A 15,217-nucleotide genomic window follows, 5' to 3' on the forward strand; every position below is an offset into this window, starting at 1 on the left:
CGAATGCAGTGTGTCAGCCACTGAAATGTTGACTGACACACTGCATTCGCGAGCAAACCCGCTCCCACAGGTTGATCGGCGTCAGGCGTTAGCGGGCAGCGCCAAGCTGGCCCTTTTCATCGGAGAACACAATTTCCACCCGACGGTTCTGCGCGCGGCCACGTTCGGAGGCGTTGGCTTCGACCGGGTACTGGTCGCCATAGCCTTCGACCTGGATACGTTTTTCATCGATCCCCAGGTCCATCAGCACGTCGGCCACCGATTGCGCACGGTCGCGCGACAGCTTCAGGTTTTCCTGCTCGCCACCGGTGTTGTCGGTGTAGCCCTCGATGCGCACCACGCGCTTGGGGTTCAGTTGCAGGAACTGCACAATTTTCAACACCGTGCGGTTGGCCGAGTTTTCCAATTGCGCTTCGCCGGTGTCGAACAACACATCGCCGAGGGTCATCACCAGGCCGCGATCAGTCTGGGTGGTGGTCAGGCTGGCGATTTGCTCTTCGAGCCACTTGCCCTGTTGCTGCACGCTGGCAAGTTTGTTTTCGCGCAGCGCCAGCTGCAGGCGCTGGCGTTCCAATTCGAGCTTGGTGCCGCGCTCGGCGTTGAGGCCCTGTTCGGTGTGTTCGCGGGCGATCGCACTGTAACGCTGGCTCAGGTAAGCGTAATGCACCACGTCGGCACCGCTGCCCCAGTAGCTGGACAAACGATCGGCGCGCGCCAGGGACTCACCGGCGCGAATGACGTCCTTGGGTGCAAAGCGCAGCACATTGGCGTCTTCCTTGACCTTCTGGAAATCAGTGCCGGCCTGTTGCAAGGCCTGCTCGCTGTTCGGTTGGCTGGCGCAACCGCCCAGGGCGGCGCTGCCCAGCAGCACGACACAACTCAAACCACGGATCATCGGGCTCATTGGGCTTCTCCCAGCTGCAATTGCTTGCGCAGGCGGGTGATGCGGGTGTTGAGCACGCTCAGTTGCTCTTGGCTCTTTTGGGTCAGAATCTTGGCTTCGGCCAGACGCGCGTCCAACTCGGCTTGTTCGGCCCGCATGCGCGCATGCTTGTAGGACTCATCGGCCATGTCGGCCTTGGCCCTGGCGAACTTGTCTTCGGCCAGCTTCAGCTCAGGCGAGTCGTCGGCGCTGGCCCCCACGGCGCTGGCTTGTTCCAGGGCTTGCTGGGTGAGGCGTATTTGCTCATTCGGCGCAGGATCGGCTGCACATCCCGCCAAAGCAACAACGGCGAGGGCCGCGAAAAGAGGTCGAATAGTCACTGTAAATCCTTACTTTGCTGGGGTGCCGACGGGTTGCTGCAATTGCGCTTTCCAGCGCTCGAGGTTGCGCTGCATTGCTGCTTGCACCACACCGGACGCGGGCAATTCTGTCATCTTTTTGGCCAGCTGTCCGCGCAGCCACGGATCATTGCAGGCCGAGTTGTGGGAAATCGCCAGGTACAAGCCGGGTTGATCGACAGGCACTTCACGTGCGATCAGGTCATTGCTCATGCCCAGAGTCTGGGCCATGGCCATGCCCGAATAACGCCCGGCGAGCACGTAGTCCACTTCCCCCAGCAACAGTTTTTGAAAGGCCGGCGTCAAGGTGGGAAAGCGTTGCAGGTTGAGCTGTTGGCTGGCGAAGGTGTCAAAATCGGCACTCAAGCGCGCGCGTTCCGAGACTGCGCCCTTTTGGCCGTGCAGGTCGGCCGCCGTGGCATAGACCAGCGCCGAATCCTTACGGGTCCAGACCAGGTAGTCGATCTGCATCAAGGCTGGGTGGATGTAATCAAGGGTTTCCAACTCACCCAGGTTCAACGGCGCATCGGCAAGAATGTCCATGCGCCCGCTGCGTACTTCATCCAGGGCCAAGGCGCGTTTGCCACCATAGAGCAGGTCGACTTTAAGCCCCAGCTCTTTGGCCACTTGTTGCAACACATCGGCGGTGGCGCCGATCAGGTGCGTCGGGTCTTGTGGGTCACGCCATAACAACGGCGGTGCGTCCGGGCTGCCGGTGATCACCAGACGCTCACATTTGCCGGCGGCCAGCGCCAGGCTCGGCAGTAACGCCAATCCAAGGGTCAATGCCAGCACTACGGGACGCAGATCCAAGGCGGTTCTCCAGAATAAAAAGGGGCGCGCAAAAAAAAGCCCGGTCCAAAGACCGGGCTCTTTATAAGTGAAGCGGCTGGATTAGACCAGCTTCTCCAACTCGGGTACGGCTTCGAACAAGTCTGCCACCAGGCCGTAATCAGCCACCTGGAAGATCGGCGCTTCTTCGTCCTTGTTGATCGCAACGATCACTTTGGAGTCTTTCATACCGGCCAAGTGCTGGATCGCGCCGGAGATACCGACGGCGATGTACAGCTGTGGCGCAACGATTTTGCCGGTCTGGCCGACCTGCATGTCGTTGGGTACAAAACCTGCGTCGACGGCCGCGCGGGACGCGCCCACCGCAGCGCCCAGCTTGTCGGCCAGGGCGTACAGGTGCTTGAAGTTGTCACCGTTCTGCATACCACGCCCGCCGGAAACGACGATCTTGGCAGCGGTCAGCTCAGGACGATCCGACTTGGCCAGCTCTTCACCAACAAAGCTGGAAGTACCGGCGTCGTGGGCAGCGGAGACGGCTTCAACGGCAGCCGAACCCCCTTCAGCAGCCACCGGGTCGAAACCGGTGGCACGCACGGTGATGACTTTTACCGACGCGTTGGACTGCACGGTGGCAATGGCGTTACCGGCGTAGATCGGGCGCTTGAAGGTATCAGCGCTTTCAACCGAGATGATCTCGGAGATCTGGTCAACGTCCAGCTGCGCGGCAACGCGTGGCAGGATGTTTTTGCCGTTGGAAGTAGCGGCAGCCAGGATGTGGCTGTAGCCAGCGCCCAGCTCTGCAACCAGAGGGGCAACGTTTTCCGGCAGCTGATGCGCGTAAGCGGCGTTGTCGGCCAGCAGTACTTTGCTCACGCCAGCGATTTTCGCTGCGGCTTCAGCCACGGCGCCAGCGCCCTGACCTGCGACCAGCACGTGAATGTCGCCACCGATTTTCGCAGCGGCAGCCACGGTGTTCAGGGTGGCCGGGGCCAGCACCTTGTTGTCGTGTTCTGCGATTACCAAGATAGTCATGATTAGATTACCTTCGCTTCGTTTTTCAGTTTCTCGACCAGTTCAGCCACCGACTTGACCTTGATGCCCGCGCTGCGTGCAGCCGGCGCTTCAACCTTGACGGTCTTGTTGGTGGAGGCGGTGGAAACGCCCAAAGCTTCTGGAGTCAGCGACTCAAGCGGCTTCTTCTTGGCTTTCATGATGTTTGGCAGGGACGCATAGCGCGGCTCGTTCAAACGCAGGTCGGTGGTGACGATGGCCGGCAGTTTCAGCGAAACGGTCTGTGCGCCGCCGTCGATTTCACGGGTAACAGCAACGCTGTCGCCGCTCACTTCGACTTTGGAGGCGAAGGTGCCCTGGCCATAACCGGTCAGCGCAGCCAGCATCTGGCCCGTCTGATTGTTGTCGCTGTCGATGGCTTGCTTGCCGAGGATCACCAGCTGAGGCTGTTCCTTGTCGACAACGGCTTTGAGCAACTTGGCAACGGCCAGGGAGGTCAGCTCTTCAGCCGATTCAACCAGGATGGCGCGGTCGGCGCCCAGTGCCAGGGCGGTACGCAACTGCTCTTGGGCAGTGGTAGGACCAATGGAAACCACGACGATTTCAGTCGCCACGCCTTTCTCTTTCAGGCGTACGGCTTCTTCCACAGCGATTTCGCAGAAAGGGTTCATCGACATCTTGACGTTAGCGAGGTCGACGCCGGAATTGTCCGCCTTGACGCGAACTTTCACGTTGTAATCGACAACGCGTTTGACAGCTACAAGAACCTTCATGGATTCCTCGTTACTCTCCGGTGAAAAGAAAGTCGCCTAGGCGAACCTGGCGGTTGATGCTCATCGGCACACAAGGGCACCTCCAAAAACGTCGGCGGATGACCTTGCTCACGGGAAATGATGACCGTTCGTCAGTGGTGACTGAGAGGTCATTCTTTATCGCGGCGTGTAAACTGCGCGCCATCAATGAAACGCGCGTCACCTGTTTTGCCTTGGCCCTGCTTTTGGACGTGCTCTTGAAACCTGCGGTATGCCTACGGTATGCGCAAAACCGACCGTATATTGACCGGAACGCCTATTCTGGTCAATACGCCAAAATAGCCAGTCATAAGCCGCGTTGCTTTGATTTACCTAGCTTCCAAGCAATTCAAACAAACGTTTGTATTGGACGCTGCCAGTGGTGTAGATATAATGCGCCACCTAGAGAGAAAGGTGGGTCATCCCGTGCTCCGAATGCAGTGATGACGGATGCGACACCGAACCTCCACCCATTAAAAAAAAAGCCTGTTGAGCCTTGAGTAGGAGATAGCCTGTGGAACGCGAATACATGGAATTCGACGTGGTCATCGTCGGCGCTGGCCCGGCAGGCCTGTCTGCCGCCTGCCGACTGAAGCAGAAGGCCGCCGAAGCCGGTAAAGAAATCAGCGTCTGCGTGGTCGAGAAAGGCTCCGAAGTCGGCGCGCACATCCTTTCCGGTGCGGTGTTTGAACCCCGCGCCCTGAACGAACTGTTCCCGGACTGGAAAGCACTTGGCGCCCCGCTCAACACGCCCGTGGTGCGCGATGACATCTATGTACTGCGCAGCCCGGAAGCCGCCACCAAGGTTCCCGACTTCTTTGTGCCCAAGACCATGCACAACGAAGGCAACTACATCATCTCCCTGGGCAACCTGTGCCGCTGGCTGGCCCAGCAGGCTGAGAACCTGGGTGTGGAAGTCTACCCAGGCTTCGCCGCTCAAGAAGCACTGTTCGACGAAAACGGCGTGGTCCGCGGGATCATCACCGGCGACCTCGGCGTCGACCGCGAAGGCCATCCAAAAGAAGGCGTCTATACCCCAGGCATGGAGCTGCGTGGCAAGTACACGCTGTTCGCCGAAGGCTGCCGTGGCCACATCGGCAAGCAACTGATCCAGCGCTTCAACCTGGACAGCGACGCCGACGCCCAGCACTACGGCATCGGCCTGAAAGAAATCTGGGAAATCGACCCTGCCAAGCACCAACCTGGCCTGGTGGTACACACCGCCGGTTGGCCGCTGGACATCATGAGCAACGAGAACACGGGCGGTTCTTTCCTCTATCACCTGGAAAACAACCAGGTGGTCGTGGGTCTGATCGTCGACCTGTCCTACAGCAACACGTTCCTGTCGCCATTCGATGAGTTCCAGCGCCTCAAGCATCACCCGGTGCTGGCCCAGTACCTGGAAGGCGGCAAGCGCGTCAGCTACGGCGCGCGTGCCTTGGCCAAAGGCGGCATCAACTCGTTGCCGAAGATGGTCTTCAAAGGCGGCGCCTTGATCGGCTGCGACCTGGGCACCATGAACGTGGCCAAGATCAAGGGCAGCCACACCGCGATGAAGTCCGGCATGCTCGCCGCCGACGCGGTGGCCGAACGCCTGTTCGCCGAGTCTAAAGGCGGCGACGAACTGACCAACTACGTCGACAGCTTCAAAGCCAGCTGGCTCTACGAAGAGCTGTTCGCCAGCCGCAACTTCGGCCCGGCGATGCACAAGTTCGGCCCGATCCTGGGTGCCGGCTTCAACTGGTTCGACCAGAACATCCTCGGCGGCAAAATGCCGTTCACCTTGCACGACACCAAGCCGGACTACGCCTGCCTGAAGCTCGCCAAGGACAGCAAGAAGATCGACTACCCAAAACCCGACGGCAAGCTGAGCTTCGACAAGCTGAGCTCGGTGTTCATCTCCGGTACCAACCACGAAGAAGAACAGCCGTGCCACTTGAAGCTCAAAGACCCAAGCATCCCGATCGGCACCAACCTGCCGCTCTACGATGAACCGGCGCAGCGCTACTGCCCGGCCGGCGTGTATGAAGTGATCACCAAGGAAGACGGCGAGAAGCGCTTCCAGATCAATGCCCAGAACTGCGTGCACTGCAAGACCTGTGACATCAAGGACCCTTCGCAGAACATTACGTGGGTGACGCCGGAAGGCGCGGGCGGGCCGACTTACCCGAATATGTAAGCTAGCTGCTTGAACAAAAAAGGCTCCCAAATGGGAGCCTTTTTTATGCCCCACACCGATCAAATGTGGGAGCGGGCTTGCTCGCGAATACGGTGGGTCAGCTAACACATTCATCAACTGACAGGCCGCTTTCGCGAGCAAGCCCGCTCCCACCTTTACGGTGGTGTACCTTGTGGAGTTATGCAGCCCGCTCTTCACCGGGGTTGCGCAGAAAATAGCGCTTATATTCGCGACTGAACTGCGACGTACTCTGATACCCCACATTGTGTGCCGCCTGCGCCACGCCCATGCCTTCCACCAGCAGCAACTGCTGCGCCTTGAGCAACCGCAACCGCTTCAAATACTGCACCGGCGACAACAACGTACAACGCTTGAAATGCTCGTGAAACGTCGACGCGCTCATGTGCGCATAACCGGCCAACGTCTCGATATTCAGCGGCTCGGCGTAATGGGCATGCAGGTGATTCAACGACGTGGCGATGCGCGAAAACTGCCCCTGCTGCTCCACCAACGCCCGCAACACATCGGCCTGCGGCCCACGCAACGCGGTGAACAACAATTCGCGCACTCGCGCCGGGCCCATGATCCGGCTTTCCAGCGGATCGTGCAGGCACTGCAACAGCCGCTCGACGCACCCACGCATCGCATCATCGAGCACCACCGAACTCATCGATTCCAGCGTCTGCGCTGCCGGCGGCGGCCCGGCTTGAATGCCCATGGCCATGACCAACTCGCCCAGCACCACCCGATCAATACCCACCGTCACGCCATACAACGGCGCGTTCGGCAGGGCAAAGGTCTCGCATTCAAACGGCACCGGCATCGCCTGGATTAAATAATGTCCGGCGCCATACTCCAGCGTACGCGGGCCCAGGTAGGCGACCTTGCTGCCCTGGGCGACGATCATCAGGCTCGGCTCGTAGATCTGCGGGCCGCGCGCCACGTCGCAACTGGCGCGCAAGACCTGCACGCCGGGAAGGTTCGTCGGCGAAAATCCGTCGCAGGGCGTAAGCCCTTTTATCAAGGCCACCAACGTGGCGTTGGCGTCGAGATGGCGGGTCAACAACATGGCAAAAAACTTCGCGAAAAAGGGATGAGAGCATCATCGCAGGTCTGAGGGCGCATGGATCCAAACAAGGGGCACTCCCGGACGAATAGGCATGAGACTCGGAGCAATCGCCATGGCCGCATCCAGGCGCGGCGCGGAGAATGCGCCGCCTCCCTAGTTATTCCTGCTGCGAGGTTTCCTCATGTATACCGCCATCGGTTATGCCGCCCAGTCCCCGACCACTCCCCTCGCCCCGATGTCCTTCGAGCGCCGCAGCCCGCGCGCCGATGACGTGGCCATCGAGATTCTCTACTGCGGCGTGTGCCACTCCGATATCCACCAGGCGCGCAACGAGTGGGGCATCGCCGTTTACCCGCTGATGCCGGGCCACGAGATCGTCGGCAAAGTCACCGCCGTCGGCGCCAGCGTCACCGCGCACAAAGTCGGCGACCTGGTCGGCGTAGGCTGCATGGTTGATTCGTGCCGTCACTGCGACGCCTGCCACGCGGACCTGGAGCAATACTGCCTCGAAGGCCCGACCATGACCTACGCCACCCCGGACCGGGTCGACGGCAGCAACACCATGGGCGGCTACTCCGACAGCATCGTGGTCAGCGAGCACTTCGTGGTGAAAATCCCGGCCAAGCTCGACCTGGCCAGCGCCGCACCGATCCTGTGTGCCGGCATCACCACCTACTCGCCACTCAAGCACTACGGCGTGAAAGCGGGCGACAAAGTCGGCGTGCTGGGCATGGGTGGCCTGGGCCACATGGGCATCAAGTTCGCCAAGGCGATGGGCGCAGAAGTCACGCTGTTCACCCGCTCCGCGAGCAAGGCTGAAGAAGGCCGTCGCCAGGGCGCCGATCACGTGATCGTGTCCACCGACGCCGAGCAGATGAAAGCCGCTGTCGGCAGCTTCGACTTCCTGCTCGACACCATTCCCGTGCAGCACGACCTGAACCCCTACCTCGATGTGCTGCGCTTTGACGGCGTGCACATTCTGGTCGGCCTGATCGAGCCGGTCGATCCGCCGGTCAACGCCGCCAAGCTGGTGTTGGGCCGTAAAGTGCTGGCCGGTTCGTTGATCGGCGGTATTGCCGAAACCCAGGAAGTGCTGGATTTCTGCGCCGAGCACAACATCACCTGCGACATCGAAATGCTCGACATCCGCCAGATCAATGAGGCTTACACCCGCATGATCGCCGGTGATGTGAAATACCGCTTTGTCATCGACATGGCGACCTTGAAGGCCTGATCAGGCCTTGGCGCCCAACTCCGCTGACAGCCGCGCTGCGACCTGTTTGATCACAGGGATCAGCTCGGCCATTTTCTCCAGCGGCATGTAGGGCACGGTACTGGCGATGCTGATGCCGGCGACGATTCGCCGGCTGGCATCGCGCACCGGTGCCGCCACACAACGGATCGACGGTTCGTTGTCTTCCAGATCGAACGCATACCCCCCCGCCACGTATTCGCGCATGCGCTGCTCGAACTGCGCCCAGGATTGCTCCGGGTGCTGCGGCCACTGCTGGCTCTTGCCACCGGCCGGAAGGCTGGCTTCATACAAGCGCTGCCACTCCTGCACCGAGTCGTCCAGCAACATTGCCTTGCCCACACCCGTGCGCGCCAGTGGCATGCGATGGCCCACCCGCGAGCGCATTTCCGGACCGTTACGGCCGGGATTCTTGTGCAGGTAAAGCACGTCGTCGTATTCGCGAATCGCCAGGTGGATGGTGTCGCCGGTCAGCGCCGACAACTCATCCAGATACGGCACCGCGAGGCTCACCAACGGCAATTCTTCACGGGCCTGGAAGCCCAACTCGATCAGCTTGGGCCCTAACAGGTAACCGACTTGCGGCACCACGCGCAGGTAACGCTCTTCCACCAGGCAACTGGCCAGGCGGTGGGTGGTGCTGCGGGTGGTGCCGATGCGCCGGGCGATCTCTTTCAGATCCCGCGCACCGGCCGCCACTGCCTGTACCACGCCCAGGCCACGCAACAGAGTCTGGGTGCCGGTGGGCGCGGCGTCTTTGACGGGGATGTGGGCGTTTTCCTGCATATCGGGCCTATTGGGAAGTACGAAAACGGCGCCATTATGGCAAATGCAGCCCTCCTGAACAGAGGAGATCCACTGTGGGAGCTGGCTTGCCTGGGATGAGGGCGTGTCAGCCAGTAAACGTGCAGGCTGACACACCGATATCGCAGGCAAGCCAGCTCCTACATTTTGATCTCTACAGGGCACGACTTTAGCGTTGCTTCATGCGGTCGATGATCACCGCCAGCAACAGGATCGAACCGCGGATCACGTACTGGTAAAAGGTGTCGATGTTCTTCAGGTTCATCGCATTCTCGATGATCGCCAAAATCAGCACCCCGGCAATCACATGCCGGATCATGCCGATGCCGCCGCTCAGCGACACGCCGCCCAGTACACAGGCGGAAATCACCGTCAGCTCAAAGCCCTGCCCGATCATCGGCTGGCCCGAGGTCATGCGCGAGGCGAGGATCACCCCAGCCAGGGCCCCGATCAAACCGTGCACGGCAAAGATGATGATCTTGGTGCGATCGACGTTCACCCCGGCCAGCAACGCCGCCTCCTGGTTGCCGCCGATGGCCATGGTGTTGCGCCCGTAGGTGGTGTAGTTGAGCAGCCAGCCGAAGAACACAAAACACAGTACGGTGATGATGATCGGCACCGGCACGCCCATCAATTGGCCATTGCCGAACACGAAAAAGCGCTCGTCCATCACGCCGACGGCCTTGCCGTTGGAAAAGATGTAGGCCAGGCCGCGCACGATCTGCATGGTCGCCAACGTGGCAATCAAGGCGTTGATGCGCAGCTTGGCGATGACAATGCCGTTGATCAGCCCCACCACCAGGCCCATGGCCAACGCCGCCGACACGCCGAGCACCACGCTGTCGGTGTCACGAATCACAATCCCCGCCACGACGCCGGCGCAGGCAATCACCGAACCCACCGACAAGTCGAAGTGCCCCGACGCCAGGCAGAACAACATGGTGCACGCAGCGATGCCCACCGTGGAAATCGCCAGGCCCAGCCCGCGCATGTTCAGCGGCGAGAGGAAGTTGTCGATAAACAACGCGCTGAGCACAAAGATGCTCAACGCGGCGAGCAGCATCACCCAATCATCCAGAAACTTGCGCTGGTTAAAACCCGGCCAGAAGCTCTTTGCAGTTTTTATTTGCGACATCATTCACCTCGAATTCTTCAAGCCCGCGTACGCGGAAGTGCCAGTTGCAATAGCTGTGCTTCGTCCGCCTGATCGCGGTTCAACTCGCCGGTCAGCACGCCTTCGCTCATCACCAGGATGCGGTCGGAGATGCCCATGACTTCCATCAAGTCGCTGGACACCACGATCACCGCGATGCCGCTGGCGGCCAGGTTGTGGATGATCTGGTAGATCTCCGACTTGGCGCCGATGTCGATGCCGCGCGTCGGCTCATCGAGCAGCAGCACCTTCATCGGCATCGACAGCCAGCGGCCGAGAATGGCCTTCTGCTGGTTACCGCCGGACAGGTACATGATTTTCTGCTCGGCGTTCGGCGTTTTGACTTTCATCGCCTTGATTTGCTGGTCGGCGTTACCCTTCTCCCAGCCCTCACGCAGCAGCCAGCCAAAGGTGGCATGGGCGCTGCGTGCGCTGATGTTGATGTTCTCGGCGACGCTGGACAGCGGGATGATGCCTTCCTTTTTACGGTCTTCCGGGCACAGCAGCACGCCCGCATCGATGGCATCACGCGGCGAGCGAAGGTGCAGGGTTTCACCAAAGAGCTGCAGCTGACCGGCAGTGGAGCGCGTCAATCCGCTCAGCAGCCGAAACAACTCGGTACGCCCCGCGCCAACCAACCCGAACAGGCCGAGAATCTCGCCCTTGTGCACCTCAAGGCTGACCGCTTCACGCAGGCCCGGGCCCAGCAGCCCCTCGACCTTGAGCGCCACCTCGCCGCGCTCACGCGGGCGGTAGTCGTAGATGTCCTGAATATCCCGGCCGACCATACACGTCACCAATTGGTCGTGGGTCAGCGTGGCCATGTCGTCAAAGGTGCGCACAAAGCGGCCGTCCTTGAACACCGTCACCGCGTCGCAGATGCGAAACACCTCCTCCATACGGTGCGACACGTAGAGCACCACTTTGCCCTCGTCGCGCAGGCGCGTGATGATCGCCATCAAACGGTCGATCTCGCGCGCCGACAGACTGCTGGTGGGTTCGTCGAAGGCAATCACATGGGCGCCACGCGACAATGCCTTGGCGATTTCCACCAGCTGACGCTGGCCCAGCGACAGCCGGCCGAGCTTCTCCTGCGGGTCGATCTCATCGGCCAGGCCTTTGAGACACGCCAGCGCCTGCTTGCGCAGCAGCCCGCCATTGACCACGCCAAAACGCGACGGCAAATGCCCGAGGAACAGGTTCTCGGCCACGGTCATTTCCGGCACCAGGTGCAACTCCTGGTGGATCACCGCGACGCCGTTGGCAATGCTGTCGGCGGCAGACTTGAAGTCCATGGTCTGCTCGCCGATCTGCACCGTGCCGCTGCTCGGAATGTAGGCGCCACCGAGGATTTTCAGCAGGGTCGATTTGCCCGCGCCGTTCTCGCCCATCAGCGCGTGCACCGAGTGCGGCCGCGCTTCAAAGCTGATCTGCGCCAAGGCTTTGACCCCGGGAAATTCCTTGCCGATGCCGTTGAAGCGCAAGGCCGCGCCGGTCATTTCCACAGACCGATTTTGCTCAACTCTTCCTTGAAGTTGGCGCGGGTGATCAGGGTCACGTTGTCCAGGGCGGTGAACTTGGCCGGCTCAGTGCCTTTGGTCACCCACTCGAACATCGCCGTGGCGGTTTTGTAGCCGGAAGCGTCCGGGCTCAGCAGCATCGAGCCGAAGAAACCGGTGTCTGATTTCTTGAGTTCTTCGATGGCATCGGTGCCATTGATGCCCACGCCAATCACGTTGGCCGCCTTGAACCCGGCGCTTTCGGTGGCGCGCACGCCGCCGAGCACGGTGCTGTCGTTCATGCCGCCGATGATCAGGTTTTTCGCGGTGCCCGGCAGCTTCACCAGTGCCGAGTTGGTCGAATCCATACTGCCCGGCACGTCGAGGGTTTTCTGTGCGCTGAACAGGATGTGGTCGGCGGGCAAGCCCGCGGCCTTGAGGCCTTCTACCGAACCGTCGGTGCGTTTCTTGCCGGTTTCCAGCTCATCAAAGGTGTTGATGACGGCGTAGGTTTCCTTCCAGTCCCAGTTGCGGTGCTTGGCTTCGGTGGCCATGGCCTCGCCTTGTTTCTGGCCGATCTTGTAGGCGTCCAGGCCGACGTAAGGCACGTCTTCCATGGGCTTGCCTTTGGCGTCGACGAAACGGTCATCCACCGCCAGCACTTTCAAGCCGTTGAGCTTGGCCTTGGCCATGATCGCCGGGCCCAGTGACACGTCCGGCGGGCAGATCACAAAGCCCTTGGCGCCGTTGGCGGCGAGGGTGTCGATGGCCGACAGGGTTTTCTCGCCATCGGGCACGGCGATCTTGATCACGGTGAAGCCCTGGTCCTTGCCGGCCTTTTCGGCGAAGGCCCATTCGGTCTGGAACCAGGGTTCTTCTGCCTGCTTGACCAAAAAGCCAATCTTTACCTCTTCGGCAGACACGAAGCCGCTGAAGGCTGCGGCGAGCGCCAGGGCGCCGAGTGTTTTCTTGAACATGAACCACCTCTTCTTGTTATCGAAAAATTTTAGTCGTGGTACATCACAGAACGCCCGCCATCGATCATCAGGCAGGTTGCGTTGATAAAGGGCGCCTCGTCAGTCGCCAGGAACAGCGCCGTCATCGCCACCTCGACCGGCTGGCCGATGCGCTTGGGCGGGTGCAGGTCGAACGCGCGTTGGCGCTCGGCATGCGGGTCGGGGAAACCGTTCCAGTAGTCGACATTGAGCTGGGTTTCGATATAGCCCGGCGCGATGGCATTCACGCGGATGCCCTTGGGCGCGTATTCGACGCCGAGCGCACGGGTCAGGCCGAGCAGGCCGTGCTTGGCGACCGGGTAGGGAAAGCAGCCGGGGATGATGTGGCTGGAATGGGTGGAGGCGATGTTGATGATGTTGCCGATGCCCTGCTCGATCATGTGCGGCAGCACCGTACGGCAACCGTACCAGGCGCCGTCGAGGTCGATGGCAAAGCAGCGGCGCCAGTCTTCGTCGGTCATCTCCAGCGGGTCACGGAACACATTGACGCCGGCGCAGTTGACCAACACATCCACACGGCCAAAGCGCTCGATGGCCAGGTTGACCAGCGACTGCCATTGCTCTTTGGACGTGATGTCGACGGCCTGCGCGACAATGTCGGCACCGCGTTCGCGCCAGTGGGCGGCGACACTCTGGACCTTTTCAGCCTGGATATCCGCGATCACCAGACGGGCCTGCTGGGCCTGGAAGCAGGCGACAATCGCCTCGCCAATGCCTTGAGCGGCGCCGGTGATGATCACCACTTTGTTTTTCAGCCGCTCACCATAGGTGGGTTCCGGCACGGCGGGTAATGACAACGGTTGGGGCTGCATCGCTTCACCTGTTTTATTTTTGGTAGTGAGTGCTGATGCAGGCGACTATAAACCCACCTTTTGAAATATCTCAATATATAAATTTGCATCCCACATATTGAAACAGAACCTGAAAAATGTGGGCGTGCGGGTGCTTGGTAATGCGGTGCGTCCAGAGGTGGATGGTTGGCTGGAGGAGTGCCATCGCGGGCAAGCCCGGCTCCCACAATTGGATTGCGGTGGGTGCGGAATTTTGCTCTGTCGCTCATTAGTGGGGGAGCTGGCTTGCCTGCGATGGCGGTGGGTCAGGCGGCTTGGTTGGGGCAGATACACCGCCTTCGCGAGCAAGCCCGCTCCCACATTTGGATTGAGGTGGGTGCGAAGATTTTGGTCTGCCGCTCCTTAGTGTGGGAGCTGGCTTGCCTGCGATGGCGGTGGGTGAGGCGGCTTGGTTGTTACTGATACACCGCCTTCGCGAGCAAGCCCGCTCCTACATTTGGATTGCGGTGGGTGCGAAGATTTTGGTCTGCCGCTCATTAGTGGGGGAGCTGGATTGCCTGCGATGGCGGTGGGTCAGGCGGCTTGGTTGGTGCAGATCCACCGCCTTCGCGGGCAAGCCCGCTCCCACATTTGGATTGAGGTGGGTGCGGAGATTTTGGTCTGCCGCTCATTAGTGTGGGAGCTGGCTTGCCTGCGATGGCGGTGGGTGAGGCGGCTTGGTTGTTACTGATACACCGCCTTCGCGGGCAAGCCCGCTCCCACATGTGGATTGAGGTGGGTGCGGAGATTTTGGTCTGTCACCCATAAAGGTGGGAGCTGGCTTGCCTGCGATGGCGGTGGGTCAGGCGGCTTGGTTGGTGCAGACACACCGCCCTCGCGAGCAAGCCCGCTCCCACATTTGGATTGCGGTGGGTGCGGAATTTTGCGCAGTCGTACAGTAAGTGTGGGAGCAGGCTTCAGCCTTGGGCGAAATCGCGCAGTGCGTCGCCTTCCATGCGGTAACGCACCCATTCTTCCTGCGGTTGCGCGCCGATGGACTTGTAGAAGGCGATCGCCGGCTCGTTCCAGTCCAGCACGCTCCATTCGAAACGTCCGCAGCCGTTGTCGCAGGCAATTTTTGCCAGGTGGCGCAGCAATTTCTTGCCCGCCCCGCCGCCGCGCTGTTCGGGGTTGATGTAGAGGTCTTCGAGGTACAGGCAATTGCTGCCCAACCATGTGGAATAGCTGAAAAAGAACACCGCAAAGCCAATCGGCAGGCCGTCCCGCGAGCAGATCAGGCCATGGGCGGTGGCGCCCTCGCTGAACAGGCTGCGCTCGATATCCGCCACACTGGCGATCACTTCATGCCGGGCCTTTTCGTATTCGGCAAGCTCGGTGATGAAGGTCAGGATCTGCGCAGCATCGCTGGGCACGGCAGGGCGAATCTCGATGGTCATGGGCGGGCCTTGGGCAATGTTAAAGGCCACATACTAAGGCGCTTTCATGACTGATTGCAGCGCATTTTCGTGAAGGCCGGGGCGCGTTACTTCATCGGATGCTAAAGCAAGCACCACCAAGCACAGAACAATCGGTCGCAGCG

14 protein-coding genes are annotated in these 15,217 nt (G+C 60.6%); 2 read left to right on the forward strand and 12 right to left on the reverse strand.

What is annotated here, in order from left to right; translation table 11 throughout:
- Window positions 1-88 precede the first annotated feature (88 nt).
- From AACW30_RS13635 to AACW30_RS13655, 5 genes are all read right to left on the reverse strand, one after another.
- Window positions 89-904 (reverse strand): OmpA family protein, encoded by an 816-nt coding sequence (locus tag AACW30_RS13635; protein ID WP_106576191.1) that lies wholly within the window; start codon window positions 902-904, stop codon window positions 89-91.
- The gene (locus tag AACW30_RS13640; protein ID WP_119742034.1) at window positions 901-1,263 is read right to left on the reverse strand and encodes a DUF4398 domain-containing protein; all 363 of its coding nucleotides are present in this window, start codon (window positions 1,261-1,263) and stop codon (window positions 901-903) included. The genes AACW30_RS13635 and AACW30_RS13640 overlap by 4 nt, the downstream gene beginning before the upstream one ends.
- A 9-nt stretch (window positions 1,264-1,272) precedes the next feature.
- On the reverse strand, window positions 1,273-2,094 hold the full coding sequence (locus AACW30_RS13645) for a substrate-binding periplasmic protein (RefSeq protein ID WP_200622836.1): 822 nt from the start codon (window positions 2,092-2,094) through the stop codon (window positions 1,273-1,275).
- 81 nt (window positions 2,095-2,175) lie between these two features.
- A complete protein-coding gene (locus tag AACW30_RS13650) occupies window positions 2,176-3,105 on the reverse strand; it encodes an electron transfer flavoprotein subunit alpha/FixB family protein (protein WP_053257535.1) in 930 nt (309 codons plus the stop codon).
- Window positions 3,106-3,107: 2 nt separating this feature from the next.
- On the reverse strand, window positions 3,108-3,857 hold the full coding sequence (locus AACW30_RS13655) for an electron transfer flavoprotein subunit beta/FixA family protein (protein WP_057009251.1): 750 nt from the start codon (window positions 3,855-3,857) through the stop codon (window positions 3,108-3,110).
- A gap of 532 nt (window positions 3,858-4,389) precedes the next feature.
- Between AACW30_RS13655 and AACW30_RS13660 the strand changes: the two genes are divergently transcribed.
- The gene (locus AACW30_RS13660) at window positions 4,390-6,054 is read left to right on the forward strand and encodes an electron transfer flavoprotein-ubiquinone oxidoreductase (RefSeq protein WP_200622838.1); all 1,665 of its coding nucleotides are present in this window, start codon (window positions 4,390-4,392) and stop codon (window positions 6,052-6,054) included.
- A gap of 178 nt (window positions 6,055-6,232) precedes the next feature.
- Here the strand turns inward: AACW30_RS13660 and AACW30_RS13665 are convergent, their stop codons facing one another.
- Entirely contained in the window at window positions 6,233-7,123 is an 891-nt protein-coding gene (locus AACW30_RS13665; protein WP_106576185.1) for an AraC family transcriptional regulator, read from the reverse strand.
- Between the two features lie 181 nt (window positions 7,124-7,304).
- Between AACW30_RS13665 and AACW30_RS13670 the strand changes: the two genes are divergently transcribed.
- Window positions 7,305-8,357 (forward strand): NAD(P)-dependent alcohol dehydrogenase, encoded by a 1,053-nt coding sequence (locus tag AACW30_RS13670; RefSeq protein ID WP_169367434.1) that lies wholly within the window; start codon window positions 7,305-7,307, stop codon window positions 8,355-8,357.
- Here AACW30_RS13670 and AACW30_RS13675 read toward each other — a convergent pair whose 3' ends face one another.
- The 6 genes from AACW30_RS13675 to AACW30_RS13700 form a co-directional block, all read right to left on the reverse strand.
- On the reverse strand, window positions 8,358-9,161 hold the full coding sequence (locus tag AACW30_RS13675) for an IclR family transcriptional regulator (protein ID WP_106576182.1): 804 nt from the start codon (window positions 9,159-9,161) through the stop codon (window positions 8,358-8,360).
- Between the two features lie 187 nt (window positions 9,162-9,348).
- On the reverse strand, window positions 9,349-10,314 hold the full coding sequence (araH, locus tag AACW30_RS13680) for an L-arabinose ABC transporter permease AraH (RefSeq protein WP_106576704.1): 966 nt from the start codon (window positions 10,312-10,314) through the stop codon (window positions 9,349-9,351).
- Window positions 10,315-10,331: 17 nt separating this feature from the next.
- A complete protein-coding gene (gene araG / locus AACW30_RS13685; protein ID WP_200622843.1) occupies window positions 10,332-11,831 on the reverse strand; it encodes an L-arabinose ABC transporter ATP-binding protein AraG in 1,500 nt (499 codons plus the stop codon).
- Window positions 11,828-12,808: a substrate-binding domain-containing protein gene (locus AACW30_RS13690; RefSeq protein ID WP_200622844.1), complete on the reverse strand. Its 981-nt coding sequence runs from the start codon at window positions 12,806-12,808 to the stop codon at window positions 11,828-11,830. Before AACW30_RS13690 ends, araG begins: the two co-directional genes overlap by 4 nt.
- A gap of 29 nt (window positions 12,809-12,837) precedes the next feature.
- Window positions 12,838-13,659: an SDR family oxidoreductase gene (locus tag AACW30_RS13695; protein ID WP_119742024.1), complete on the reverse strand. Its 822-nt coding sequence runs from the start codon at window positions 13,657-13,659 to the stop codon at window positions 12,838-12,840.
- Window positions 13,660-14,594: 935 nt separating this feature from the next.
- Entirely contained in the window at window positions 14,595-15,074 is a 480-nt protein-coding gene (locus AACW30_RS13700; protein WP_119742815.1) for a GNAT family N-acetyltransferase, read from the reverse strand.
- Window positions 15,075-15,217: the final 143 nt, after the last annotated feature.

The organism is Pseudomonas sp. MF6747 (genome assembly GCF_963890955.1).
In the GTDB taxonomy this organism is placed as follows: domain Bacteria; phylum Pseudomonadota; class Gammaproteobacteria; order Pseudomonadales; family Pseudomonadaceae; genus Aquipseudomonas.